The organism is Bacillus silvicola (assembly GCF_050524305.1).
GTDB lineage: Bacteria > Bacillota > Bacilli > Bacillales > Bacillaceae_G > Bacillus_A > Bacillus_A cereus_AT.
Genome location: NZ_JBNGVC010000012.1, coordinates 1,074,419 through 1,099,528, shown reverse-complemented (window position 1 = coordinate 1,099,528; position 25,110 = coordinate 1,074,419). Strand labels below are relative to the sequence as shown.

Here is a 25,110-nt window from a genome sequence, read left to right as displayed (position 1 = left end):
CCTTTACTCAAAACGAGTAAAGGTCTGAATTCGCAGTCAAAAAGAGTCAACAACAAAGACTGTTATTAAACATAGATAAAAACAGTTTTTGTGTATGACAAAACATACGCACCTCTCCCTCGTTGAGTTTTAGCACTGTATAGCATAGGTACTGAAACCAGCTACGTTAAAAAAGGCCTTCATTCCGACCTTTCCTGTTGACCCATTGGCGTCTCTCGACATTTTTGGGCAGCAGCGTTTCTCTATACAGGAGCCTCACCTAACAGAGACCATATTCAATTACAAGTTGAATATTAGCACTGTAGATTTGTAGTGTCAATATCTTTTTTTGAAAAATTAAATAGATTCATGATGGCTATATAGTAAGAAATAAGAGGAGTTTTTTTGGGGGGAATAAGGTGGGAAAATAAATACTTTAATGGATATAAATAAAAAAGCACTGTAATCAGTGCTTTTTTATTTTAGATTACGAGATTGTAGGGTTTTCAAAAATAACAATCTCTGAACTGTTTGTAGTTGAAACGCGTTGTGCGTAATATGTTAAAGCTGAAGAAATATATGTTGGTAACGAATCATTTGTATGTGTTGTTGTATATTCATGGATTAATTCTTTCAAAGTCGTCCATTCTAATTGTGCTGGGTGATCAGACACGAAAGAACTTACCCAGCGATCAAATGAAGATGAAAAATCAGTTTGTAAACGAAATGCTTCTTTCATAATAAAACGCTCCCTTAAAATGTAGTATAATCATTTTAACATAAAACACGAACGGTTGCTAAGTTTTTCGAGTATAACGTTCGTGTTATATAGTTGTCTAGATGATTGGTTATGTAAATTCAATTTGCCATTTGAAATAACATTCCGTAAGATGAAAGGTAGATTATATAAAGAGCTGGAGGAAAGAAAGTGGAATTTGTATTTTTAGGAACTGGTGCAGGTGTTCCTTCGAAAGGAAGGAATGTTTCAGCGATTGCTCTGCAATTGCTAGAAGAACGAGGACAGACTTGGTTATTTGATTGTGGCGAGGCGACGCAACATCAAATATTACATACATCAGTACGTCCACGCCGCATTGAAAAAATATTTATTACGCATTTACATGGTGATCATATTTTTGGATTGCCTGGTTTATTAGGAAGCCGTTCGTTTCAAGGAGGGACTACACCTTTAACAGTGTATGGGCCAAAAGGAATTAAACAATTTATTGAAGTGGCATTATCAGTAAGTACGACACATGTGAAATACCCACTTGAAGTTGTTGAGATAACAGAAGAAGGTACTGTGTTTGAAGATAATGAATTTTATGTGGAAACGAAAAGATTGTCACATGGTATTGAATGTTTTGGGTATCGTATTGTAGAGAAAGATATACAGGGTGCTCTTTTAGTCGATAAATTGCTGGAGATGGGTGTGAAACCCGGTCCACTCTTTAAACGTTTAAAAGATGGAGAAGTAGTTGAATTAGAAAATGGTACGATACTAAATGGAAAAGATTTTATTGGTCCGCCTCAAAAGGGAAGAATCATTACTATTTTAGGTGATACAAGATATTGTGAAGCGAGTAGAGAGCTGGCACAAGACGCTGACGTACTTGTTCATGAAGCAACTTTTGCGGCAGAAGATGAACAACAAGCGTATGATTATTTTCATTCCACATCTAAGCAAGCTGCGAGTATTGCACTTCAGGCAAATGCAAAACGATTAATATTGACTCATATTAGTTCTCGTTATCAAGGGGATACATATAAGGAATTATTGAAAGAGGCAAGAGAGCTATTTTCAAATACAGAAATAGCTATGGATTTGAAATTATTTCCAGTAGAAAGATAATAATGGTGTGAAAAAATGGTGACGAAAAGTTGCCATTTTTTTATTTCTAAAAAAAATTAAAATAAAACTGTTATCATTTTATGTCTATATTGGATGAAACAGAAAGTTTTAATGATGTGAAGATATAGGATAAAAATACATATTACCGATTATTTAGAAAAACTGTTATATAAGTCAGACGACATACGAGTGGTACAAATAGCAAAAACAAATTGTTATTCAGAACTTTTAAAATTCATTAAAAGTAAGCGTTTTATTAAAAACAAGCTATAATGAGGGCAGATTATAATTTATTGTAGGCTACATGCGTTTTAGCCATTTGTCGTAACAAGTGAAGTTGACTAAATCGTGAGAGAGCAACAGGGAAATTATAATAGGAAGGATACTACTATTATTTGTACTAAGTCTTTTTTCACGTTTTAGCTTTAAAGCATCAAAAGGTGTGAAAGCAATGGGAGTTTCACTTGTTTATGCTATCCTTGTAAGGGGTTCTGTGTTAAACTTTGGATTGCTACCAGACTTTATTGTGGATTAGCTTATATTATTTTTAAATGAAGGTAATGCTAAGTTTCTTATTTATTATGATAACTAGTATTATTTCAGGATATATTGCTTCACTGTTATGCAAAAACGATTCCATTCGTACAGCGGAACAAATTCGTGGTACGAATGGAACGGCAACCGATTCGGTAGCTTAATAGAATAGTAAAATTTTTTTCATAGAGGTTTAGGGGGAGTTATGATGAAGTATCGCTCAGTATTTGATATTATTGGTCCAGTTATGATTGGTCCATCAAGTTCACATACAGCAGGCGCAGCAAGAATGGGGCAAGTTGCTCGCCAGCTGTTTCGTCATGAACCAGAAAGAGTAAGCATTTCATTATATGGATCATTTGCAAAGACGTATCGTGGGCATGGTACAGATGTAGCGCTAATAGGTGGGATATTAGGATTTGAAACAGATGACTTACGTATTCCAGAGGCGCTAGACATAGCAAAAGAGCGCAAAATTGAAGTGGAATTCATTGAAGAAGATGCAAATGCACCTCATCCAAATACAGCGAGAATTCGTTTGTATAAAGGTGAGGAAGAAATTGAAGTTGTTGCTTGCTCAATTGGTGGCGGTAAAATTGAAGTTGTAGAATTAAATGGATTCGATCTTCAATTATCAGGCACGAGTCCAGCACTACTTATTGTAAATAACGATCGCTTTGGTGCTATTGCAGCGGTAGCTTCAATTCTTGCTAAGCATGAGATTAACATTAGTACAATGAGTGTTTCTCGTAAAGAAAAAGGAAGAAGAGCACTTATGGTCATTGAAACAGACGAATTATTAGCAGATGAAGTAATTGAAGAAATAAACGCGCAACAAAATATTTGTCAAGTAACTATTATGGAATAATTGCAGGGGGGACACACCATGTTTCGGAACGCAGCGGAACTAGTGGCGCAAGCTAAAGAACAAAATGTAAAAATCTCAGAAATTATGATTCAATGTGAAATGGAAACTAGAAGTATTTCACGTGAAGAAGTAATTGCTGGTATGGAAAAGAACTTAGTCGTGATGGAGCAAGCAGTAGAACGTGGTATTCGCGGTGTGAAATCACCAACTGGTTTAACTGGTGGAGATGCTGTAAAAGTTCAGGCGTATATGGAGAGCGGAAAAGGCTTATCTGGAGATACGATTTTGGACGCAGTGAGTAAAGCTGTTGCAACAAATGAAGTAAACGCAGCGATGGGAATTATTTGTGCAACACCAACAGCAGGGTCTGCTGGAACAGTGCCGGGTGTACTATTTGCACTAAGAGAAAAATTGCATCCTACACGTGAAGAAATGATTGAATTCTTATTTACAGCAGGAGCTTTCGGTATGGTTGTTGCGAATAACGCTTGTATTTCTGGTGCAGCGGGAGGATGTCAAGCTGAAGTTGGTTCAGCAAGTGGAATGGCGGCTGCGGCTGCAGTTGAATTGGCTGGTGGAACACAAGATCAAGCAGCTACAGCGATGGCGATTTCATTAAAGAACATGCTAGGTTTAGTATGCGATCCTGTTGCAGGACTTGTAGAAGTACCTTGTGTAAAACGTAATGCAGCAGGAGCTGCAAATGCGATGATTTCAGCTGATTTATCATTAGCTGGTGTAACGAGTACAATTCCATGTGATGAAGTAATTGAGGCAATGTTTAGAATCGGACAAACGATGCCAGTAGCACTTCGTGAAACAGCAGAAGGTGGACTTGCAGCAACACCGACAGGTCGTCGTCTGCAAGAAGAGATTTTTGGTAAGAGTAATAACTAAAAGCATATCATATGATTAAAGTAAAAACGGAGCTCAAATAAAGTTGAGCTCCGTTTTTTATTTTTCTTTTGCTATTTTTTCTAATGTTTTTCCGAGATCGTGTGATCGTTTCGTTGCTTGTGTAATACATGAGATTAATGCTTGTTGAAAATTATGCTCCTGTAACACTTCAATACCTGCTTCAGTTGTTCCCCCAGGAGAAGTAATTTCTTTTCGCAAAATAGAAGGGTGTTTTTCGCTTGCTTTTAGCATTTCAGCAGCACCAATCATCGTCTGAAGAATAAGTGATTTTGCAACATCTTCCTTTAAACCAATTTTTTTTGCTGCCCCTTCCATTGCCTCTACCACGTAATAAATATAAGCTGGTCCACTCCCGGATAATGCAGTGACAGCATGCATATCTTCTTCTTCTACAACAGAGACGAGACCAATCGTTTCAAATAACGATGTTGCAATGCGAATATGTTCTGCCGTTGTGTGCTCTGAAGGTGAGATAGCGGTAGCGGATTTTAAAATAGCCGCAGATGTATTTGGCATCGCACGGATAATCGGAACGTCTTTTTGAAGTAGGTTTCTAATTGAATGAGTAGAAACACCTGCTAATAACGAAATAATAAGCAAGTCATTATGTATGTATTCTTTAAGAGGAATCATCGCTTCTGCGACATCTTTTGGCTTCATGGCTAGAAAAAGAATATTTGCATCAGCAAGTAATTCCTTTTTATTATGTGTACCTTTGACACCGTATTTTGTATGTAACTCCTGTAATCTTGTCTCGTTAGAACGATTACTTACAGTAATATGTTCCCCTTTAACAACATTTGCGTTTAATAAACCACCAATAATCGCTTCGGCAATAGAGCCTGCACCGAGAAAGGAAATGTTTTGAATAGACATGATGTTCCTCCTTTAAATTTGGTTAGAAATGCTTGTAAATGTACATACATTCGTTTTTTTATGGAAAACACCTCTTTTTATCTGAAAATAATGACAAATTTATAGGGAAGTTGTAAACTGAAGAGGTATTCATTTTTGAACCGGAAAAAGACAGGGGGGCTAAGCATGACGGCGATTCATCGAATGGAGATTCCTGTTCCATTTGCAGTTGAGACAGTGAACGTGTTTTTAGTTGAGGGAGAAACATTAACGTTAATTGATACAGGGACAAATACAGAAGAAGCAAAGAAGGCACTAGAAAGTCAATTAGGTGCATTAGGGTATAAGATAGAAGATATTGAAACGGTAGTGATTACGCATCACCATGCGGATCATTGTGGACTTTTAAATACATTTTCTGAAAAAGCAAAGATTATTGGACATCCTTGGAATGAACCGTGGATCACGCAGAATGCCGAATTTTTAAAGCGGTATCATGAATTTTTTAAAGAGACGGCTTTGCAGTTCGGCGTTCCAGCAGCATTTTTGAATGGTGAGGCGTTATTGACGACGAGGACACTTAAATATTCTTGTAATAGGTCGTTAACGCATACTGTGAGAGAGGGAGATCGTATAGATTCGTTACCTGGATTTACAGTGATTGAAACCCCAGGTCATGCTTCCACTCATATTTCGTTATATAGAGAATCAGATGGGATATTAATTGGTGGGGATGCCCTCATTAGTCATATTTCTTCAAATCCAATATTAGAACCACCATATGAAGGGCAAACAGAAAGAGCACGTCCTTTATTGCAGTACAATCAAACGTTAAAACGTTTAAGTGAAATGGATATTTCACGCATTTTATCCGGGCATGGGGAAGATGTTCTGAATGTGAAACAACTTATTGAAACAAGATTACAAAAGCAAGAGACACGTGCTTTTAAAGTGCTGGAGCTATTAAAGGAAAAGCCAATGACAGCATTTGAAGTATGTGTAAAATTATTTCCGGTATTATATAAAGAGCAATTGCCACTTACTATCTCAGAAACTGTTGGACAATTAGACTTTTTAGCATATAATCAACAAGTGATGATTGATGAATCTTCACAACAATGGATTTATTATGCAAAGTAGGTGACAGCAATGACTGGACGTTTACAAGAAAAGGTAATCGTCATTACAGGTGCTTCTAGTGGAATTGGGGAGCAAGTTGCAATGCAGGTTGCGGAGCAAGGGGCGACGCCAGTATTAATGGCTCGAACAGAAGAGAAGCTACAAGCATTAGCAGAAAAAATTAAAGCAACTTATAATACGCCTTGCTATTACTATGTATTAGATGTAAGTGAAGAAACGAAAGTACAATCTGTTTTTTCGAAGGTATTACAAGAAGTAGGACGTATTGATATATTGGTAAACAATGCGGGATTTGGTATCTTTAAAACGTTTCAAGATGCATCAATGGATGAAGTAAAGGATATGTTTCAAGTAAATGTATTTGGATTAGTAGCTTGTACGAAAGCGGTATTACCTTATATGGTAAAAAAGAACGAAGGGCAAATTATTAACATTGCTTCATTAGCTGGAAAAATTGCAACCCCGAAGTCTAGTGCTTATGCTGCAACGAAACATGCTGTATTAGGATTTACAAATAGTTTACGCATGGAGTTATCTAATACAAATGTTTTTGTAACAGCAATTAATCCAGGACCGATAGATACGAACTTTTTTGAAATAGCCGATCAATCAGGTACATATGTAAAAAATATGGGACGTTACATGTTAAAACCAACATATGTAGCAGAACAAATCGTAAAGGTGATGCAAACGAAAAAACGTGAAGTAAACTTGCCGAAGTGGATGGGAATGGGACCAAAGCTCTATGCATTATTCCCGGGTTTATTTGAACGTGTTGCAGGCAAATCATTAAGTAAAAAATAGGAGATTTCCATATGGAAATCTCCTATTTTTTTATTTTCCAGTCACATAATCGTAAACGACATCCTCAACTGCCTCGTATAAATCAATTTTGATATTTGAATGAATTAACATTTGAATATGTTTAATTAGCATTTCCTGATCCTCTTTTGAAACAGGATTACATTGATATTGCCGAAAACTTTTTGTAATCATTTTCTCAATTAATTTTTCATTCATGTTTTCCCCCGCCTGTATGTATACATGTATTGTTTTATTGTACTTGAAGTGAAATGAAAATACTAATATACACTATCTTTGTATAAAAATTCAATTGTTTATATTGTTTTTCTAGTAAAATTAAGTTTTTAAAGTTTTAAAAATTAATAAATATTTAATTGACTCTATAATTATACAATATTATAATCATACTTAATTTAAAGAATCGATATGAGGAGGAGCTTATGAAAGTCGCAATTATTGGAGCAACTGGATATGGGGGTATTGAATTAATTAGGTTATTAGAGCAACACCCATACTTCTCAATAGCATCTCTTCACTCTTTTTCGCAAGTTGGTGAGTGTATAGCGAATGCATATCCGCATTTGCGAAATATTCTCGTTCATAAGTTGCAAGAAATTGATGTGGATGAAATAAGGAAGGTAGCAGAGGTGATGTTTTTAGCAACACCCGCAGGAGTATCGGCAGAGCTAGCGCCACAATTATTAGAAGTAGGTTTAAAAGTGATTGACCTATCTGGTGACTTTCGTATGATAGATCCTTCGTCATATGAAATGTGGTATAAGCGGCCAGCTGCAGAAGCAGAAATCCTTAGGAAAGCAGTATATGGATTAAGTGAATGGAAAAGACCTGAGATTCAAAATGCAAATTTAATTGCAAACCCTGGATGTTTTGCGACAGCTGCATTATTAGCGATAGCACCGTTAGTACGTAGCGGAATGATTGAAGCAGATTCGATTATCATTGATGCAAAATCAGGTGTATCTGGAGCGGGCAAAACTCCAACAACAATGACTCACTTTCCGGAGCTATATGATAATCTTCACATTTATAAAGTAAATCAGCACCAGCATATTCCTGAGATTGAGCAAATGCTTGTAGAGTGGAATAGTGAAATGAAGCCAATCACGTTTAGTACACATTTAATACCGATATCACGGGGGATTATGATTACACTTTATGCAAAAGTGAAAAAGGAAATGGAAATGGAAATAGAGCAACTTCAAAAGTTGTATGAAGAAACGTATCATAACTCAGCTTTCGTTCGAATTCGTTCTCAAGGAGAATTTCCGAGTCCGAAAGAAGTAAGAGGCTCAAATTATTGTGATATTGGGATGGCTTATGATGAAAGAACAGAAAGAGTTACGGTCGTTTCTGTTATAGATAATATGATGAAAGGCGCGGCTGGGCAAGCGATTCAAAATGCAAATTTATTAGCGGGACTAGAAGAAACAACGGGTTTACAGCATATGCCGCTTTATCCATAAGGAGGACGTGATGATTAAAGTAGAGTCTATTACAAAATTAGAAAATGGTTCAATTGTAACGCCGAAAGGCTTTTCGGCAATCGGTACTGCAAATGGTTTGAAAAAGGAGAAAAAGGATGTAGGTGCAATTATTTGTGAAGTGCCAGCATCATGCGCCGCTGTCTATACAACAAATCAAATACAAGCAGCCCCGCTGCAAGTAACGAAAGATAGTATAGCGGCTGAGGGGAAATTACAAGCAATTATCGTCAATAGCGGAAATGCAAATGCTTGTACTGGAATGAAAGGGTTACAAGATGCATACGAGATGCGCGCATTAGGGGCGGAACATTTTGGAGTGAAAGAAAACTATGTTGCAATAGCTTCAACAGGTGTAATTGGTGTCCCTTTACCGATGGATATAATCCGAAAGGGAGTTGGATCTCTTGTACTGACGAAGGAAGTAAGTGAAGCACATTCTTTTTCTGAAGCGATTTTAACGACGGATCTTATAACGAAAGAAACTTGCTATGAGATGATCATTGATGGAAAAGAAGTGACGATTGCTGGTGTTGCTAAAGGTTCAGGGATGATTCATCCGAATATGGCAACGATGCTTAGTTTTATTACAACAGATATCAATATAGAGCATGATGTATTGCAAATAGCATTATCACAGGTTACGAATCATACGTTTAATCAAATTACGGTGGATGGAGATACTTCTACGAATGATATGGTCATCGTTATGGCAAGTGGATTATCAGAAACGAAAACGATGAATATGGAACATAAAGACTGGGAAACTTTCGTATTCGCTTTACAGAAGGTATGTGAAGATTTAGCAAAAAAAATTGCACAAGATGGTGAAGGGGCTACGAAGTTAATAGAAGTAAATGTGCAAGGCGCTAAAACAAATGAAGAGGCAAAGAAGATTGCAAAGCAAATAATCGGTTCGAGTCTTGTAAAAACAGCAATATACGGCGAGGATCCAAATTGGGGACGAATTATTAGTAGTATTGGGCAGAGTGAAGTAACTATTAACCCAAATACAATTGATATAACTCTTCAATCTATCGACGTATTAAAAAATAGTGAGCCTCAAATGTTTTCTGAAGAGGAAATGACAAAGAAATTACAAGAACACGAAATAAAAATTGATGTGTATTTGCATTTAGGAGATGAAACAGGATCAGCTTGGGGCTGCGACTTAAGTTATGACTATGTGAAAATAAATGCTTGTTATCGTACATAAGGGGAGAGAAGATGAGCGATTATATTGTAGTTAAATGCGGCGGTAGTATGTTGAATCGATTAAATAGTGTGTTTTTTGAGTGCATAAAGAAATTGCAAAATAAGTATAAGGTTATTATTGTCCATGGCGGTGGCCCGGAAATTGATGCCAAGTTAGAAAACTCTAATATCAAGATAGAAAAGAAAAATGGATTACGAGTAACGCCAAAAGAAGTGATGGATATTGTTCAAATGGTGCTATGCGGAAGTACGAATAAAAAACTCGTAATGAATTTACAAAAACATCATTTACTTGCAGTTGGGCTTTCAGGGTGTGACGGTAAGTTACTTCAAGTTCAACCTATCTGCGAAGAGATAGGATATGTGGGAGAAGTAAGGTATGTAGAAACAGCCTTATTAAAAGGACTAATAAATATGGAGTATATTCCTGTTATTGCTCCAATAGGGGTAAATGGTAATGAAATTTATAACATAAATGCGGATACTGCTGCAGCTGGGATTGCGGCTGCGCTATCCGCAAAAGAACTCATTTTTATTACGGATGTAGATGGGATATTACATGAAGGGAATTTAGTAAAGAAAACGGATGAATTTGAAATTGCTACTTTTATAGAAAAAGGAGTTATTACAGGTGGGATGATTCCGAAAGTACAGGCGGCACTGGCATCATTAAAAATGGGAGTGCAAAAGGTAAGTATTGTGAATGGTACAAAAGATTTTACTGAGGTTACGGGAGAGTGTATCGGAACGACGGTAACGAAAGGCGTGAGTATCGTATGACGAGTCATCTTTTTCAAACGTATGGGAGAAGAAATGTTGAGTTTGTAGAGGGCAATGGGGCGAAAGTTATTGATAAAAATGGTGAGCAATATTTAGATTTCACTTCTGGTATTGGAGTATGTAACTTAGGACATTGTCATCCGACTGTTATAAAGGCAGTAGAAATACAGCTCGGAAACATATGGCATATATCTAACTTATTCGTGAACTCCTTACAAGAAGAGGTTGCATCGTTATTAACAGAAGACACAGCGTTGGATTATGTGTTTTTTTGTAATAGCGGGGCGGAGGCAAATGAAGCAGCTTTAAAGCTAGCCCGTAAACATACTGGGAAATCTCTCGTCGTAACATGTCAACAATCTTTCCACGGCAGAACATTTGGAACGATGAGTGCAACAGGTCAAGATAAAGTAAAAGAAGGATTTGGTCCATTACTTCCGTCTTTTTTACATACCCCTTTTAACGATATACAAGCATTAAAAGAAGTGATGACTGAAGAAGTTGCCGCAATAATGGTGGAGGTTGTTCAAGGTGAGGGTGGGGTAATATTAGCTAATCCATCCTTTTTGAAAGAAATTGAAAAGCTATGTAATGAGTACAATGCTCTTTTTATTATAGACGAAGTACAAACGGGGATAGGGAGAACCGGAACGCTATTTGCATATGAGCAAATGGGAATACAACCTGATATCGTTACAGTTGCAAAAGCACTAGGAAATGGCATTCCAGTTGGAGCGATGATTGGCCGGAAAGAACTCGGCACATCTTTTACTGCTGGATCACACGGCTCAACTTTCGGTGGGAATTATATTGCCATGACTGCAGCGAAAGAAGTATTGCAATTAATTAAGGAACCATCGTTTTTTAAAGAAGTAAATGAAAAGGGCGAGAACGTATTAAAGAAATTGCAAGATGAATTGCAATATGTCGAATGTATTCAAGACATTCGTGGTAAGGGACTTATGATAGGAATCGAATGCAAGCATGAAGTTTCGAATTTCATAGAACAATTAGAAAAGGAGGGGCTTCTCGTATTACAAGCAGGGCCTAATGTCATAAGACTATTACCACCACTTATTGTAACGAATGAAGAGCTAGAACAAGCAGTATATATGATAAAAAAAGTAGTTTGTACAAAAAATGTATCAATTATATAAGGGGGAGATTTCATGTCAACTGTACAAGTACCGAAATTAAATACGAAAGATCTTTTAACATTAGAGGAACTGACGCAAGAAGAAATCATTTCTTTAATTGAATTCGCTATATATTTAAAGAAGAATAAGAATGAACCATTATTAGAAGGGAAAATATTAGGTCTCATTTTTGATAAGCATTCAACTCGTACCCGTGTTTCTTTTGAAGCAGGAATGGTACAGCTCGGAGGACATGGAATGTTTTTAAGTGGGAAAGAGATGCAAATCGGAAGAGGAGAGACGGTTTCAGATACTGCGAAAGTACTGTCTCATTATATTGATGGAATTATGATACGCACATTTTCACATGCGGATGTAGAAGAGCTTGCGAAAGAGTCCAGTATCCCAGTTATTAACGGTTTAACTGATGATCATCATCCTTGCCAAGCATTGGCTGATTTAATGACGATATATGAAGAAGTTCATACGTTTAAAGGGATTAAATTAGCTTACGTAGGTGATGGGAATAATGTATGTCATTCGCTATTGTTAGCGAGTGCAAAAGTAGGAATGAATATGACTGTTGCAACTCCCGTAGGGTATGAGCCGAATGAAGAAATTGTAAAAAAAGCGTTAGCGATTGCAGGTGAAACAGGGGCTGAAATTGAAATTTTGCATAACCCTGAATTAGCAGTAAGTGAAGCAGATTTTATATATACTGACGTTTGGATGAGTATGGGGCAAGAAGGAGAAGAAGAGAAATATACTTTATTCCAGCCGTTCCAAGTAAATAAAGAGCTTGTTATAAATGCGAAGCAAACGTATCGTTTCTTACACTGCTTACCTGCACATCGTGAAGAAGAAGTAACTGGAGAGATTATAGACGGACCACAGTCTATCGTTTTTGAGCAAGCTGGTAACCGATTGCACGCTCAAAAAGCGTTATTAGTGAGTTTGTTTCAAACTACTGGAAAACCTTCCTAAAAAGGAAGGTTTTTTTATATCGAAATGTCGGATGTATATTTGGTTAATCATCTCTATATCATTTATAATAACAAGAGAAAACTAAATTTGTTTTTCATATGATGTAAGGACATACTAAATAGAAAAAATATAGTTAAAGAGATGATAATTGTGAAGACAACTAAGAAGACATATTCGTTTTTTCAGCGGATGTGGAGAATATTAAAGTTTCAATATTTTAAGTTGCTTCGATCACCAGAAGGGGCAAAAAAAGTAGCATTAGGTTTTGCTATTGGATTTGGGTTAGAAATGTTAGTAATTTATACGGCATCACTCGTATATTTAATATTTTATCCAATTGTCAGGTTAGCAAAGGGGTCTTTTCCAGCCGCAGTTATTGGTAATATTATTGGGAAAATATCGTTTCTACCGGTATTTTTATTTCCGTTTGCTTATGCGTTAGGGAAAATGATTTATCCATTTCATGTGAAAAAAATACACCATGAACCATTTACGATATCGGATTTGTTTTCGAGCCATATTTTCACAATGTTAAAGAGCTTATTACAGAGTGAAGTGTATGTATTAATTGGTATGACGATAATAGGAGTTGTGTTTGGGGTAATTTCATATTTCGTTGTGCATTATTTATATGAAAAGAATCGTAAGTTACGTTTGAAGAAAAGAAAGAAACGGGTGAGAGAACCACTCGTGCAAATATAAAGAATGTCACATTCATTTTCTCCTTTGAATATGTTTAAGAAAAAGGGGGAGAGAATGAATGTATTATTATTACGTACCTCAAGTATACTCGTATCCAACATATTATCCGATACATGATATGAGGAGACAATTCGGAGTGTATCAGCAACCACAGCAAGTGCAGCAACTACAACTACAACAACCTGAGCAACAGGTTAATCAAGAGAAAAAACCATATTTAACGACATGGCCGTATTCAAATGTATACTATGGTAATTATTACGAATCATAAAGCTGCTTCTATTTAGAAGCAGCTTTATGCGTTTGTTTTCAAAATTAAATTTTGAATGGTTTTAAGAGAATGAATGAGCTTTTCACGCTCTTCCTCAGATAATGTTTGAAAATTTTCTTTTAGTTTGTCTAAAATGAATTGCTGATACTGATTTACTAGTAATTTCCCTTCAGTTGTCAGGGAAATTAAAATGACCCGTCGATCTTTTTCGCTATAATGACGCTCTATTAGTTCTTCTTGAATAAGTTTGTTTAATAGAGGGGTCATGTTAGGCCGTGAAATCGCTAGCCGCTTGCCAATTTCTGAAACTGCTAATGTACCATTTTCATGCAAAAGCAGTAACACTTGCGTATGTGATGGCGGCATATGTCTTTGAGAAGAAAACTCTCCAGGAAGCATAAATTTGCGATAAAAAAGAGGCACTAGCGAAAGAAGATGATCAACAATACGTTCCCACTCGCGTGATTCCATATAACGGCCCCCTTCCACTATCATTGTAACAAAAAAGACAAGGTATAAAAATAGAATTGTTTCATGGTAGCCTTAATATTTGTAGGATAACACTTGCTTTGTAAATGTATTGGCAATAATCGCATAACCGTTATCATTTGGGTGTACTTGGTCAAATAGTAAATCTTTTTTATCATTCGATATTAATTTGCGAATTGGTAAAACAATCGACGGTTGATGTGCTTTTGAAATAGAATAAATAGAATCATTCCAACCATCTAAAAACCTATCTGCATAACTTGCGATGGAGTCATCGAGTTGTAAAGGGTTATAGAGTTCAGAGAGAATGAGTAAAGCATTCGGATTTTGATCTCGAACGGTCTTTACAATAGTTTTTACATCCGTTTCAAAACGAGTTTTTTCTTTATTTAACATTTTAATACCATCAATAACACCTACATCACGATTTAAGCGAAATAAATTGTTTCCGCCAATATTAATAGTAATGATATTGGCTTCCCTAATTTTTTGTTGTACTTCTTCTAACTGAACTTTTTTTACGAGACGACCTGTAGTGAGACCGTTTACACCGAGATTTTCTACCATAATTGGTTTATGAATTTGTCCTTCTAGTTGCTTAGAAGCTAATTCGGCAAATCCCCCTTGTGTAGATCCATATCCTTTGGCGAGTGAATCACCTAATACGAGATGATAAAAGGAGTCGTTCGTTTGCTTATCAATCCAACTTGGAGCAGATGTTTTTTCTGCTTTTCCTTCAGTTTTTTTTTGTTCTATTTCATCGTTCTTTTCAAAATTAGAACAAGAAATGATTAGAAGGAGGAGACAAACAATTGTTAAGATGACTTTTTTCATAAATTCATCCTCCTTGTAATTGGTAATTGTATCATATTCAGCAGTATAAGCAATGTAAGGGCATATTATATATTTATGAAAAATTCACAATAACTTTACAGAAAATTTGTAGAAGTATGTCAAAAAATATTGACGGTATGAAAGAACTTTAGATATGATAATGTCAGATAAGGTGAAACTTTAATTAGTGGGAGCTTTATTTCCTATTAATTGTTAGTCTTCATCAATCGGGCGTTTAAGGGGACTACTCGTTAGCGCAGGGTGAAATGAAAATTGTGTCTCTAATAGAAGAAAAAAGGTATGTGGTTAGAGACAGATAGGGATTCATTTCATTATTTCTGGTAATTGTATAAGGGGGATTTTTTGTGAAAAAGTCAAAAAAAATGCTAGCTGGAGCAACTCTTGCGATTGGTGTTATAGCACCGCAAGTAATGCCAACAACAGCTCATGCAGATGAGAACAATGGGGAGAGTACAGTTAACTTACGAATTCTAGAAACATCAGATATTCACGTTAACTTAATGAATTACGATTATTATCAAACGAAAACAGATAATAAAGTAGGTCTTGTGCAAACTGCAACACTTGTTAATAAAGCGCGTGAAGAAGCGAAGAACTCTGTTCTATTTGATGATGGGGATGCATTACAAGGGACACCGCTTGGAGATTACGTAGCGAATAAAATAAATGATCCGAAAAATCCTGTGGATCCTAGTTATACACATCCATTATATCGTTTAATGAATTTAATGAAGTATGACGTCATCTCTCTTGGGAATCATGAATTTAACTACGGTTTAGATTATTTAAACAAAGTGATTAGTAAAACAGAATTTCCAGTTATTAACTCGAATGTTTATACAGATGATCATGATGGTATTGAAGAGAATGACAAGCATTACTTTGAACCATATCATATTTTTGAAAAAGAAGTAGAGGATGAATCTGGCCAAAAACAAAAAGTGAAAATTGGTGTAATGGGATTTGTTCCACCGCAGGTTATGAACTGGGATAAAGCGAATTTAGAAGGAAAAGTAAAAGCGAAAGATATTGTTCAAACAGCGGAAAAGTTAGTTCCAGAAATGAAAGCAAAAGGTGCGGACGTTATCGTTGCACTAGCTCATTCAGGTGTTGATAAGAGTGGATACAATGTTGGAATGGAAAACGCATCATATTATTTAACAGGAGTTGCTGGTGTTGATGCAGTATTAATGGGACATTCACATACTGAAGTGAAGGATATATTTAATGGTGTTCCAGTTGTAATGCCTGGTGTTTTTGGTAGTAACTTAGGTATTATTGATATGCAATTGAAAAAGGTAAACGGAAAATGGGAAGTGCAAAAAGATCAGTCTAAGCCACAACTTCGTCCGATTGCTGATAGTAAAGGTAACCCATTAGTAGAATCTGATCAAAAATTAGTTAATGAAATTAAAGATGATCATCAAGCGACAATCGATTATGTAAATACAGCTGTAGGTAAAACGACAGCACCAATTAATAGTTATTTTTCATTAGTACAAGATGATCCTTCCGTACAACTTGTGACAAATGCACAAAAATGGTATGTTGAGAAATTATTTGCTGAAAATGGACAATACAGTAAATATAAAGGAATTCCAGTTTTATCTGCCGGGGCACCATTTAAAGCGGGTGGCCGAAACGGTGCTACATATTATACTGATATTCCAGCTGGAACTTTAGCGATTAAAAACGTAGCGGATTTATACGTATATCCAAATACATTATATGCTGTAAAAGTAAATGGGGCACAAGTGAAAGAATGGCTTGAAATGTCTGCAGGTCAGTTTAATCAAATTGATGCAGCGAAAACAGAAGAACAACCATTAGTAAATGTAGGCTATCCTACATATAATTTTGATATTTTAGATGGCTTAAAATACGAAATTGACGTGACACAGCCGGCGAAATATGATAAAGATGGAAAAGTTGTAAATGCAAATACGAATCGTATTGTAAATATGACATATGAAGGTAAACCAGTAGCTGATAATCAAGAGTTCATCGTTGCTACAAATAACTATCGTGGAAGTAGCCAAACGTTCCCGGGTGTAAGTAAAGGGGAAGTTGTATATCAATCACAAGATGAAACACGTCAAATCATTGTGAAGTATATGCAAGAAACACCAGTTATTGATCCAGCAGCTGATCAAAATTGGACATTTAAACCAATTGTTGCAGATAAATTAAATACAACATTTGACTCTTCACCAAATGCACAAAAGCATATAAAGAAAGATGGGAAAATATCATATGTTGGACCATCTGAAAATGAATTTGCTAAATATGCAATTGATATAACGAAGAAGAATGATGATAAGGAAACTGGTGGAGAGAATCCAACGACACCGCCAACAGGTGAAGGCAATAATGGAGGAAACCCAACGACGCCACCAACAGGTGAAGGCAATAATGGAGGAAACCCAACGACACCGCCAACAGGTGAAGGCAATAATGGAGGAAATCCAACGACGCCACCAACAGGTGAAGGTAATAATGGAGGAAACCCAACGACACCGCCAACAGGTGAAGGCAATAATGGAGGAAATCCAACGACGCCACCAACAGGTGAAGGCAATAATGGAGGAAACCCAACGACACCGCCAACAGGTGAAGATAATAATGGAAATGAACCAAAACAAGATGGAAATAATGCAGGATCTGGACAAACTACAACGGATAATCAAAACTCAAAAGAAACAACAACTGTAAGTGAAAATAAAGAAGAACGTGATTTACCGAAAACAGGTACAAGTGTTGTTTCTACAATTGGAGCAGGTTTGGCGTTTGTTGGAGCAGGATTCCTTCTGTTATTTAGAAGAAAGAAAGCAAATAGATAGAAGAGGAATATAAAAAGGATTACCAATTGAGGTAATCCTTTTTGTTATATTATGAAACTGGTACTGCTTTTTCTTTCTTCCATGAAAGGCCAAATCCAGTGAAACCAACAATAATGGTTAAGACTGGACAAGCTAAACAGAAGATTGCGAATGGAACGTAATCAAATGTCGGAACACCAAGGACGTTCGATAAGAATACGCCACTTACTCCCCATGGTACGAGAGGGTTAATAACTGTACCTGCATCTTCTAATACTCGTGATAAATTACGACGTTCTAAACCGACTTCATCGTATTTATTAGCAAATGCTTGTCCTGTTAAAACGATTGATAAGTACTGCTCACCAAGTAAGAAGTTTACACCAATTGCAGTTGAAGCAGTAGAAATAATTAAGCGTGTACTATTTTTTACAAAGCTAGAGATGATATTCATCAGCTGCGAGATAATACCCATTCCTTGTAATAATCCTCCCATACAAAGAGCTAGGAAAATAAGGGCAATCGACATCATCATACTTTGTAGACCACCGCGAGATAGTAAGCTATCAATGTCTTTTATACCAGTTTTAGAAACGTAGCCGTCTTGCATAATTTTCATTAAATCAGCTAAAGAAGTGCTAGGTTTAAAAATAAAGAGAATAATAATTCCTACCACAATTCCTGCAAGCAATGTTGGAACTGCTGGAACTTTTTTAAATGCGAATAGGAACAGTAATAAAATTGGAATAAGTGTAACGATAGAAATCGTTGCGTTTTTTTCTAATGTGCTAATAAAGTTTGTAAAGTCAACGTCTCCACTAGTGCCGCCTCCTAAAATGAAAAATGCGATAAAAGCAATAATGAAAGCTGGAACTGTTGTCCAAAGCATGTTACGAATATGCTCAAATAAATCTACACCCGTTACAGCAGGAGCTAAGTTTGTTGTATCAGATAAAGGAGACATTTTATCTCCAAAGAATGCACCAGAAATAATTGCACCAGCGATCAGAGCTGGATCGTATCCGAGAGCACTACCCATGCCCATAAAGGCAAGTCCTACAGTTGCGGCAGTTGTAAAGGCACTACCGATACTTGTTCCAACAATTGCACAAACAACAAAAACAGTTGGGACGAAAATTTTAGGAGATACAAGCTGGAAGCCGTATACCATTAAAGTTGGAATTGTTCCAGCAGCGATCCAAACACTAATTAATACGCCTACAAGTAAGAAAATAAAAATAGATGGAATACCAGCTGAAATACTACTGATCATCCCTTTTTCCATAGTAGACCAAGAGATTTTTTTCATAAATCCAAATGCTAATAAAAGAACAATACCAAATAAAATTGGGATGTGTGGTGAAACTTCTAATTTGATAACACTAAAGCCAATACAGAAAAAGATAAATAATGTTAAAAGAACAGATTCAATTTTTGAAACCATTGTTTTTCCCTCCTAAGTAATTTAAAATAGCTCTTTTTTATATAAAATTCGCCAATATTGTATATTTCCTTCTAAAATTTAGAATTTTGTGACAAATTACCGGTAATTGTTTTTCATCATAAAGTTTAAATAATCGGGATTTATCAAGCTTTGTATCTCTCCTATCTCAAATTTTTAGGATAATCGCTTAATGAAGATCGGAATAAAAAAACGCCCCTGCATATAATTATGCAGGGACGAAGAAATCGCGGTACCACCCTAGCTTGTGAAATGAATGTATCACAAAATAAAGGGTCGTATGATATGCGCTAATAAAATAAAAACGCCCCTGCAATATATGCAGGGACGAAAAATTCGCGGTACCACCCTAAATTGTGAAACAGTGTCGTTTCACCACTCTTTAGACATAACGGTCTATAACCGTCTTTTACTACTCCTCACGTTTCGTAAAAGAAGCTCCAGGGGGTAATTCATAATTCGCTCTGTACTGGTTCGCACCGACCACCAGCTCTCTGAAATCAGAAATCGAAATACTACTAAATCCTATCAACGCCGATTCATATGATGTTAGTTAAATTTTTATCATATATTCGTCTTACATGTCAATAAAAATGTTCAATATTTTTTTAGGGAAATAAAGGAGAAATGTTTTTAATACTGTAAAAACGTGCGTTATAATGAATTTGAAAGGGGAGGAAAGAGTGAAGAAAAAAATAATTCTTTTTACCACCTTACTAGTCGTTGGCGGAAGTGCTGGAATTTACACAGCTTTTGCAGCTGAATCAGAGCAGTCGAAACAAAAGCAAATACAGCAGTCAGAAGTGAAGAAAGTGAAAGAAACTGAAGAGAAAAAATCGATGGAAAAAGCAGCTGCGAAACTAGGAGTTTCTACTGATGGGAAAACAAAAGAAGAGGTTACGAAAGAAGTAGATACCGCTAGATTTGAGCAGCGCCATAATTTGTTAATTGAGCATGCTAAGCAACTTGGAATTGATACAGAAGGAAAAAAAGATGAAGAGATCATTTTAGAAATTGGAAAGATACAACATGGAAAGTAGAACAACTTATCGTATGATAAGTTGTTCTTTTTTAAGAACTATTTGATTTAAAAATAATTGACAGTCATTTATTTTTAATGTTAACTGTATTTATAAACAAGTTAACATTAGGGGTGACAATTGTGGCTGTTAATAGTAACACGAGTGAAAAATCGTCTTATACATATGAAGAATTATCGAAGAAGAATAAAGATTACGTATGGCACCCATTTACACAAATGAAAGATTATTTAGAAGAAGATCCTGTCATTATTGAACGTGGAGAGGGAAGAAAGCTATACGATGTAATTGGAAATGAATATTGGGACGGTGTTTCGTCTATTTGGTTAAATGTTCATGGACATCAAGTACCGGAACTAGATGAGGCAATTCGTGAGCAATTAAATAAAATTGCCCATTCTACTATGTTAGGACTTGCTAACGTTCCATCTATTTTATTAGCAGAAAAAATAATTGATGTTGTACCAGAAGGCTTGAAGAAAGTATTCTATTCAGACTCTGGTTCTACCGCTGTTGAAATTGCAATTAAGATGGCTTTTCAATATTGGCAGCATAAAGGAAAACCGAAAAAACAAAGATTTGTTACATTAAAAGAAGCATATCACGGTGATACGATAGGAGCTGTTTCAGTAGGAGCAATAGACTTGTTTCACCAAGTGTATAGTTCACTATTATTTGAGGCAATTAAAATGCCGTATCCATATACATATCGTTCTCCTTATGGAGATAATAAGGAACAAATTGTAAAGAAACATTTAGAAGAAATGGAAGAATTGCTGCAAGAAAAACATGAAGAAGTAGCAGCTATTATTGTGGAGCCATTAATGCAAGGTGCTGGCGGGATGATTACAATGCCAAAAGGATACTTAAAAGGGCTTCGCGATTTATGTACAAAATACAATGTATTATTTATTACAGATGAGGTAGCGACTGGATTTGGGCGTACCGGAAAAATGTTTGCATGTGAGCACGAGGGTGTGACGCCAGATATTTTAACTGCGGGAAAAGGTTTAACAGGTGGTTATTTACCGGTGGCAATTACGGTAACGACAGATGAAATTTATAATGCCTTTTTAGGGGACTATGAAGAACAAAAAACATTTTTCCATGGTCATAGTTATACAGGGAATCCGTTAGGGTGTGCCGTAGCAATTGCAAATTTAGAACTATATGAAAAAACTAATTTAATAGAAGATGTTGCGCATAAAGCAGAATATGTAGCAGCACAATTAGAAGCCCTTAATGAATATAAGCACGTAGGAGATATTCGTCAGTGTGGGCTAATGGTTGGTATTGAACTTGTGAAGAATAAGGAAATGAAAGAATCGTTTGAATGGACAGAAAGAGTCGGTGTTCAAGTGTGTAAACGCTCAAGAGAGTTAGGGATGATTTTACGTCCGCTTGGTAACACCATTGTATTTATGCCTCCTCTTGCATCTACGGTGGCTGAGATTGATGAGATGTTACGCATTTTATATAAAGCAATCTCGGATGTTACGGAGGGAGAGTAATGAGTGGTTTCTTTATAACAGCAACGGATACAGAAGTTGGCAAAACGGTAGTGACAGGAGCATTAGCAGGTATATTTCGAGAGCGTGGACATAATGTTGGTGTATATAAACCGTTGCAAAGTGGACATGTTGCATCAAATCCTGAGGGTGATGCAGCAAGATTAAAAGCGTTATCGGGTGTACCGACAAAAGAAGATAAAATTTGTCCTTATTCCATTGAAGAACCACTTGCTCCGAGACTTGCTATGAAAAGAGCTGGAAGGACAGTAACGTTAAAAAAAATTACTGACCACTATAATGAACTATTAAAAGAGTTTAATAGCCTATTTGTAGAAGGGGCTGGTGGGCTTGCCGTCCCATATACAGAAGATGCTTTAGTGATTGATTTTGCAAAAGAATTACAGCTTCCTCTTATTGTAGTAGCGCGTCCTACGCTTGGGACAGTTAATCATACTATTTTAACAATTTCTTATGCAAAAGCACATGGATTAAAAGTAGCAGGTGTAATTTTATCTGGATGTAAAGAATATGAAAAAGAAAGAGTGCAAGAAAATAAAATAATGATTGAGGAGTTAAGTGGAGTGCCAGTTTTAGGGTTATTACCATTCCTTGAAGGAGAGTTTACAAAGGAAGAATTATTAGAATCGGCAAAAGAGCATATTATGATTTCAAAATTAGAGGAGCTCATCCAAAATGGATCAAATGTGGCGCGCGCATCTTCAATCTAAAGTAGAACAATTAAAGGAGCAAGGGCAGTATCGTAATTTACATGTAACAGAGCGATCCGAAGAGACATGGCTTATTCGAAATAAGAAAAAGATGCTAAATTTAGCATCGAATAATTATTTAGGATTAGCTGGAGATGAAAGGCTGAAAGAAGCTGCTATTGCCTGTACAAGAAAATATGGAACTGGAGCGACAGCATCCCGTCTCGTTGTAGGAAATTATCCACTGTATGAAGAGGTTGAGAGAAGTATATGCGATTGGAAAGGCACTGAAAAAGCCTTAATTGTAAATAGTGGATATACCGCGAATGTTGGAGCGATTTCTTCGTTAGTTGGTCGCCGCGATATTGTTTTTAGTGACAAATTAAATCATGCAAGTATCGTTGATGGGATTATATTAAGCGGAGCAGAGCATAAAAGATATCGTCATAATGATTTGGATCATTTAGAAAAGATGTTGCAAATAGCGTCACCAGAAAAGAGAAAATTAATCGTAACAGATACGATTTTTAGTATGGATGGAGATATTGCATATTTGAGAGGCTTAGTTCAGCTTAAAGAGAAATACGGGGCAATCATTATAGTTGATGAAGCACATGCAAGTGGAATATATGGTATTGGCGGGGCTGGATTAGCTCATATAGAAAAGGATATTACTCGGAAAATTGATATACATATGGGGACGTTTAGTAAGGCTTTAGGGTGTTATGGTGCGTATTTGACAGGCGATGCAATTTATATAGAGTATTTACAAAATATGATGAGAAGCTTTATTTTTACTACAGCTTTACCACCAGGAACATTAGGGGCGATACGAAAAGCAATTGAAATTGTGAAAGAAGATAACGAAAGAAGAGAGCGACTTATAGAGAATGGTGCATATTTCAGGACGCATTTACAAGAAGCTGGTTTTGATATTGGGAGTAGCTCAACTCATATTGTACCGATTGTAGTTGGGTCAAATGAAAATACTTTACGGTTTAGTGAAAGATTACAAGAGGTAGGTATCGCAGCCATTGCAATTCGTCCGCCGACTGTTCCGGTTGGTAGTTCTCGAGTCCGTTTTGCAGTTACGTCACAAAATACAATAGCCGATTTGAAATGGGCTATTCAGCATATTATACGCATTGGTAAAGAAGAGGGGTTTTTAGTATGAAAGAGCTAAAGCTTATTTTTATTCCAGGATGGGGAATGGAAGAAGGTGTTTGGACTTTAGTTCTGCCGTATTTTAAAGGATATTCTGTTCAATGCATAGATTGGCGTAACGTGAAAGAACAAAGTGAATTTGCGGGGCGAATAATAGATGTAGCAGAGGATGAGAATGTAATTTTAGTTGGATGGTCACTAGGAGCGTTAGCAGCAGTACAAGCTTATAAAAAGATTAAGGCCCAAGGTATGGTACTAATTGGTGGTACCGCTAAATTTACCAATACAAGTGACTATACAAATGGATGGAATTCCTTGCATGTAGAACGTATGAAAAAGAATTTAACGAGAAAGAAAGAAGATACTTTAAAGCGTTTCTATGAAAACATGTTTACAAAAAGTGAGCTGAGGGAGAATACGAGTTTTGAAGAGATTGCGCTGAAGTTTAAAGGAGACTCGATTCAGTCTTTACAATTAGGCTTAGATTATTTAATAGAAACAGATATGAGAAACGAATTAACAAGTGTCAAAGTCCCTTTATTACTTCTTCATGGAGAACAGGATGTGATATGTCCATTATCCGCAGCTCATAGTATGACAGAGAATACGAATGCTACGTTAAAGGTAGTAAGCGAGGCTGGGCATGCTTTATGCGTGACGAATTTTGAATATTGCGCAAACGAAATTATTCAATTTGTAGAGGGGATACGACATGATCAACAAAACGTTACTGCAAAAACGGTTTAATGGGGCGGCTGTATCCTACGATCAATATGCAAATGTACAAAAAAAGATGGCGCATTCGTTACTTTCTATATTGAAGGGGCGATACAGTGAAACATCATCGATACGTATTTTAGAACTTGGATGCGGGACAGGATATGTAACAGAGCAATTATCAAATTTATTTCCGAAAGCGCATATTACAGCTGTGGATTTTGCCGATGAGATGATTGCAGTCGCGAAAACTAGAAATAATGTGGAAAATGTGATGTTCCGATGTGAAGATATTGAACAATTAAAATTAGAAGATTCATATGATGTCATTATTTCAAATGCTACATTTCAATGGCTTAATGATTTAAAAACGACAGTGAAAAATTTATTTAACTATTTGCCTGAAGAAGGCATATTATTATTTTCAACGTTTGGTAATACGACTTTCCAAGAATTGCATACATCTTTTCAACGCGCTAAGAAAGAAAAGGGGATACACAATTGTACTTCAATTGGACAACGATTCGTTTCGAAAGAACAGTTAGTGAATATATGCAAAAATCCATTAGGAAACGTACATGTTTCTGAAACGTGTTACATAGAAAGCTTTACAGAAGTTAGGGAGTTTCTACATTCTATTCGAAAAGTAGGGGCAACCAATAGTAATGAAGAGTCTTACTGTCAAAAACCATCACTCTTTCGTACGATGCTTCGTATATACGAAAGAGACTTCACGGGAAAAGAAGGGATAATGGCAACGTATCATGCTTTATTTACGTATATAACAAAAGAGGGGAAGAGATGAA

At 36.2% G+C, this 25,110-nt stretch carries 25 protein-coding genes, 1 riboswitch and 1 other annotated feature; of the genes, 19 read left to right on the top strand and 6 right to left on the bottom strand.

Translation table 11 applies throughout. From position 1 onward, the window contains the following. Positions 1 to 106: 106 nt before the first annotated feature. Positions 107 to 274, bottom strand: a riboswitch (M-box (ykoK) riboswitch). A 192-nt stretch (positions 275 to 466) separates the two neighbouring features. Further along, a complete protein-coding gene (locus tag ACP6L7_RS17575; protein ID WP_044442673.1) occupies positions 467 to 718 on the bottom strand; it encodes a DUF3932 family protein in 252 nt (83 codons plus the stop codon). 189 nt (positions 719 to 907) lie between these two features. On the opposite strand from ACP6L7_RS17575, the gene rnz reads away from it, so the two are divergent. From rnz to sdaAA, 3 genes are all read left to right on the top strand, one after another. Next, complete coding sequence (rnz, locus tag ACP6L7_RS17570) at positions 908 to 1,831, top strand: ribonuclease Z (RefSeq protein WP_097830758.1); 924 nt, start codon at positions 908 to 910, stop codon at positions 1,829 to 1,831. A gap of 742 nt (positions 1,832 to 2,573) precedes the next feature. Beyond that, positions 2,574 to 3,233 carry an L-serine ammonia-lyase, iron-sulfur-dependent subunit beta gene (gene sdaAB / locus ACP6L7_RS17565; RefSeq protein ID WP_087966079.1) on the top strand — a complete coding sequence of 220 codons (660 nt, stop codon included), beginning with the start codon at positions 2,574 to 2,576 and terminating at the stop codon, positions 3,231 to 3,233. A gap of 18 nt (positions 3,234 to 3,251) precedes the next feature. Beyond that, the gene (gene sdaAA, locus ACP6L7_RS17560) at positions 3,252 to 4,130 is read left to right on the top strand and encodes an L-serine ammonia-lyase, iron-sulfur-dependent, subunit alpha (protein ID WP_097830759.1); all 879 of its coding nucleotides are present in this window, start codon (positions 3,252 to 3,254) and stop codon (positions 4,128 to 4,130) included. 57 nt (positions 4,131 to 4,187) lie between these two features. Here the strand turns inward: sdaAA and proI are convergent, their stop codons facing one another. Further along, positions 4,188 to 5,027: a pyrroline-5-carboxylate reductase ProI gene (gene proI / locus ACP6L7_RS17555; RefSeq protein WP_097830760.1), complete on the bottom strand. Its 840-nt coding sequence runs from the start codon at positions 5,025 to 5,027 to the stop codon at positions 4,188 to 4,190. Between the two features lie 165 nt (positions 5,028 to 5,192). Between proI and ACP6L7_RS17550 the strand changes: the two genes are divergently transcribed. Together ACP6L7_RS17550 and ACP6L7_RS17545 are read left to right on the top strand one after the other, a co-directional pair. Then, positions 5,193 to 6,146 (top strand): MBL fold metallo-hydrolase, encoded by a 954-nt coding sequence (locus ACP6L7_RS17550; protein WP_097830761.1) that lies wholly within the window; start codon positions 5,193 to 5,195, stop codon positions 6,144 to 6,146. A 9-nt stretch (positions 6,147 to 6,155) separates the two neighbouring features. Beyond that, complete coding sequence (locus ACP6L7_RS17545) at positions 6,156 to 6,950, top strand: SDR family oxidoreductase (protein ID WP_097830762.1); 795 nt, start codon at positions 6,156 to 6,158, stop codon at positions 6,948 to 6,950. 30 nt (positions 6,951 to 6,980) lie between these two features. Here ACP6L7_RS17545 and ACP6L7_RS17540 read toward each other — a convergent pair whose 3' ends face one another. Beyond that, entirely contained in the window at positions 6,981 to 7,166 is a 186-nt protein-coding gene (locus tag ACP6L7_RS17540; RefSeq protein ID WP_097830763.1) for a YqzH family protein, read from the bottom strand. A 224-nt stretch (positions 7,167 to 7,390) separates the two neighbouring features. Between ACP6L7_RS17540 and argC the strand changes: the two genes are divergently transcribed. From argC to ACP6L7_RS17505, 7 genes are all read left to right on the top strand, one after another. Then, positions 7,391 to 8,434 (top strand): N-acetyl-gamma-glutamyl-phosphate reductase, encoded by a 1,044-nt coding sequence (gene argC / locus ACP6L7_RS17535; RefSeq protein WP_097830764.1) that lies wholly within the window; start codon positions 7,391 to 7,393, stop codon positions 8,432 to 8,434. 10 nt (positions 8,435 to 8,444) lie between these two features. After that, a complete protein-coding gene (gene argJ, locus ACP6L7_RS17530) occupies positions 8,445 to 9,668 on the top strand; it encodes a bifunctional glutamate N-acetyltransferase/amino-acid acetyltransferase ArgJ (RefSeq protein WP_141533240.1) in 1,224 nt (407 codons plus the stop codon). Between the two features lie 11 nt (positions 9,669 to 9,679). Beyond that, positions 9,680 to 10,447, top strand: a complete 768-nt coding sequence (gene argB, locus ACP6L7_RS17525; RefSeq protein ID WP_097830766.1) for an acetylglutamate kinase — start codon at positions 9,680 to 9,682, stop codon at positions 10,445 to 10,447. Then, positions 10,444 to 11,604 carry an acetylornithine transaminase gene (gene argD, locus ACP6L7_RS17520; protein WP_097830767.1) on the top strand — a complete coding sequence of 387 codons (1,161 nt, stop codon included), beginning with the start codon at positions 10,444 to 10,446 and terminating at the stop codon, positions 11,602 to 11,604. The genes argB and argD overlap by 4 nt, the downstream gene beginning before the upstream one ends. Positions 11,605 to 11,616: 12 nt before the next feature. Next, positions 11,617 to 12,567 carry an ornithine carbamoyltransferase gene (argF, locus tag ACP6L7_RS17515; RefSeq protein WP_097830768.1) on the top strand — a complete coding sequence of 317 codons (951 nt, stop codon included), beginning with the start codon at positions 11,617 to 11,619 and terminating at the stop codon, positions 12,565 to 12,567. Between the two features lie 150 nt (positions 12,568 to 12,717). Continuing rightward, positions 12,718 to 13,269: a DUF2062 domain-containing protein gene (locus tag ACP6L7_RS17510; RefSeq protein ID WP_141533241.1), complete on the top strand. Its 552-nt coding sequence runs from the start codon at positions 12,718 to 12,720 to the stop codon at positions 13,267 to 13,269. A 58-nt stretch (positions 13,270 to 13,327) separates the two neighbouring features. Then, positions 13,328 to 13,540: a hypothetical protein gene (locus tag ACP6L7_RS17505; protein WP_097830770.1), complete on the top strand. Its 213-nt coding sequence runs from the start codon at positions 13,328 to 13,330 to the stop codon at positions 13,538 to 13,540. Positions 13,541 to 13,564: 24 nt separating this feature from the next. On the opposite strand, the gene ACP6L7_RS17500 is transcribed toward ACP6L7_RS17505, so the two are convergent. Further along, the gene (locus ACP6L7_RS17500) at positions 13,565 to 14,011 is read right to left on the bottom strand and encodes a MarR family winged helix-turn-helix transcriptional regulator (RefSeq protein WP_002111682.1); all 447 of its coding nucleotides are present in this window, start codon (positions 14,009 to 14,011) and stop codon (positions 13,565 to 13,567) included. A gap of 72 nt (positions 14,012 to 14,083) precedes the next feature. After that, positions 14,084 to 14,863, bottom strand: coding sequence for a GDSL-type esterase/lipase family protein (locus ACP6L7_RS17495; protein ID WP_097830771.1), 780 nt, complete (start codon positions 14,861 to 14,863; stop codon positions 14,084 to 14,086). A gap of 365 nt (positions 14,864 to 15,228) precedes the next feature. Here ACP6L7_RS17495 and cpdB point away from each other — a divergent pair, with 365 nt between their 5' ends. After that, entirely contained in the window at positions 15,229 to 17,724 is a 2,496-nt protein-coding gene (cpdB, locus tag ACP6L7_RS17490) for a bifunctional 2',3'-cyclic-nucleotide 2'-phosphodiesterase/3'-nucleotidase (RefSeq protein ID WP_098361630.1), read from the top strand. 49 nt (positions 17,725 to 17,773) lie between these two features. On the opposite strand, the gene nhaC is transcribed toward cpdB, so the two are convergent. Next, a complete protein-coding gene (nhaC, locus tag ACP6L7_RS17485; protein WP_097830772.1) occupies positions 17,774 to 19,147 on the bottom strand; it encodes a Na+/H+ antiporter NhaC in 1,374 nt (457 codons plus the stop codon). Positions 19,148 to 19,485: 338 nt separating this feature from the next. Next, positions 19,486 to 19,706, bottom strand: a binding site (T-box leader). A gap of 142 nt (positions 19,707 to 19,848) precedes the next feature. On the opposite strand from nhaC, the gene ACP6L7_RS17480 reads away from it, so the two are divergent. From ACP6L7_RS17480 to bioC, 6 genes are all read left to right on the top strand, one after another. Beyond that, positions 19,849 to 20,205: a hypothetical protein gene (locus tag ACP6L7_RS17480; protein ID WP_128853492.1), complete on the top strand. Its 357-nt coding sequence runs from the start codon at positions 19,849 to 19,851 to the stop codon at positions 20,203 to 20,205. 77 nt (positions 20,206 to 20,282) lie between these two features. Then, positions 20,283 to 21,716 (top strand): adenosylmethionine--8-amino-7-oxononanoate transaminase, encoded by a 1,434-nt coding sequence (gene bioA, locus ACP6L7_RS17475; protein WP_141533242.1) that lies wholly within the window; start codon positions 20,283 to 20,285, stop codon positions 21,714 to 21,716. Next, positions 21,716 to 22,444 (top strand): dethiobiotin synthase, encoded by a 729-nt coding sequence (gene bioD, locus ACP6L7_RS17470; RefSeq protein ID WP_097830775.1) that lies wholly within the window; start codon positions 21,716 to 21,718, stop codon positions 22,442 to 22,444. The genes bioA and bioD overlap by 1 nt, the downstream gene beginning before the upstream one ends. Beyond that, positions 22,410 to 23,597, top strand: a complete 1,188-nt coding sequence (gene bioF, locus ACP6L7_RS17465; RefSeq protein WP_097830776.1) for an 8-amino-7-oxononanoate synthase — start codon at positions 22,410 to 22,412, stop codon at positions 23,595 to 23,597. Before bioD ends, bioF begins: the two co-directional genes overlap by 35 nt. Continuing rightward, on the top strand, positions 23,594 to 24,334 hold the full coding sequence (locus tag ACP6L7_RS17460) for an alpha/beta fold hydrolase (protein ID WP_097830777.1): 741 nt from the start codon (positions 23,594 to 23,596) through the stop codon (positions 24,332 to 24,334). Before bioF ends, ACP6L7_RS17460 begins: the two co-directional genes overlap by 4 nt. Next, positions 24,300 to 25,109 carry a malonyl-ACP O-methyltransferase BioC gene (gene bioC / locus ACP6L7_RS17455; protein WP_097830778.1) on the top strand — a complete coding sequence of 270 codons (810 nt, stop codon included), beginning with the start codon at positions 24,300 to 24,302 and terminating at the stop codon, positions 25,107 to 25,109. The genes ACP6L7_RS17460 and bioC overlap by 35 nt, the downstream gene beginning before the upstream one ends. Position 25,110 lies beyond the last annotated feature (1 nt).

Coding starts and splice junctions, on each gene's coding strand:
- ACP6L7_RS17575 (WP_044442673.1), bottom strand. CDS start 718: ATGAAAGAAGCATTTCGTTTACAAACTGATTTTTCATCTTCATTTGAT.
- sdaAB (WP_087966079.1), top strand. CDS start 2,574: ATGAAGTATCGCTCAGTATTTGATATTATTGGTCCAGTTATGATTGGT.
- sdaAA (WP_097830759.1), top strand. CDS start 3,252: ATGTTTCGGAACGCAGCGGAACTAGTGGCGCAAGCTAAAGAACAAAAT.
- proI (WP_097830760.1), bottom strand. CDS start 5,027: ATGTCTATTCAAAACATTTCCTTTCTCGGTGCAGGCTCTATTGCCGAA.
- ACP6L7_RS17550 (WP_097830761.1), top strand. CDS start 5,193: ATGACGGCGATTCATCGAATGGAGATTCCTGTTCCATTTGCAGTTGAG.
- ACP6L7_RS17545 (WP_097830762.1), top strand. CDS start 6,156: ATGACTGGACGTTTACAAGAAAAGGTAATCGTCATTACAGGTGCTTCT.
- ACP6L7_RS17540 (WP_097830763.1), bottom strand. CDS start 7,166: ATGAATGAAAAATTAATTGAGAAAATGATTACAAAAAGTTTTCGGCAA.
- argC (WP_097830764.1), top strand. CDS start 7,391: ATGAAAGTCGCAATTATTGGAGCAACTGGATATGGGGGTATTGAATTA.
- argJ (WP_141533240.1), top strand. CDS start 8,445: ATGATTAAAGTAGAGTCTATTACAAAATTAGAAAATGGTTCAATTGTA.
- argB (WP_097830766.1), top strand. CDS start 9,680: ATGAGCGATTATATTGTAGTTAAATGCGGCGGTAGTATGTTGAATCGA.
- argD (WP_097830767.1), top strand. CDS start 10,444: ATGACGAGTCATCTTTTTCAAACGTATGGGAGAAGAAATGTTGAGTTT.
- argF (WP_097830768.1), top strand. CDS start 11,617: ATGTCAACTGTACAAGTACCGAAATTAAATACGAAAGATCTTTTAACA.
- ACP6L7_RS17505 (WP_097830770.1), top strand. CDS start 13,328: ATGTATTATTATTACGTACCTCAAGTATACTCGTATCCAACATATTAT.
- ACP6L7_RS17500 (WP_002111682.1), bottom strand. CDS start 14,011: ATGGAATCACGCGAGTGGGAACGTATTGTTGATCATCTTCTTTCGCTA.
- ACP6L7_RS17495 (WP_097830771.1), bottom strand. CDS start 14,863: ATGAAAAAAGTCATCTTAACAATTGTTTGTCTCCTCCTTCTAATCATT.
- nhaC (WP_097830772.1), bottom strand. CDS start 19,147: ATGGTTTCAAAAATTGAATCTGTTCTTTTAACATTATTTATCTTTTTC.
- bioA (WP_141533242.1), top strand. CDS start 20,283: ATGTTAACTGTATTTATAAACAAGTTAACATTAGGGGTGACAATTGTG.
- bioD (WP_097830775.1), top strand. CDS start 21,716: ATGAGTGGTTTCTTTATAACAGCAACGGATACAGAAGTTGGCAAAACG.
- bioF (WP_097830776.1), top strand. CDS start 22,410: ATGGATCAAATGTGGCGCGCGCATCTTCAATCTAAAGTAGAACAATTA.
- ACP6L7_RS17460 (WP_097830777.1), top strand. CDS start 23,594: ATGAAAGAGCTAAAGCTTATTTTTATTCCAGGATGGGGAATGGAAGAA.
- bioC (WP_097830778.1), top strand. CDS start 24,300: ATGATCAACAAAACGTTACTGCAAAAACGGTTTAATGGGGCGGCTGTA.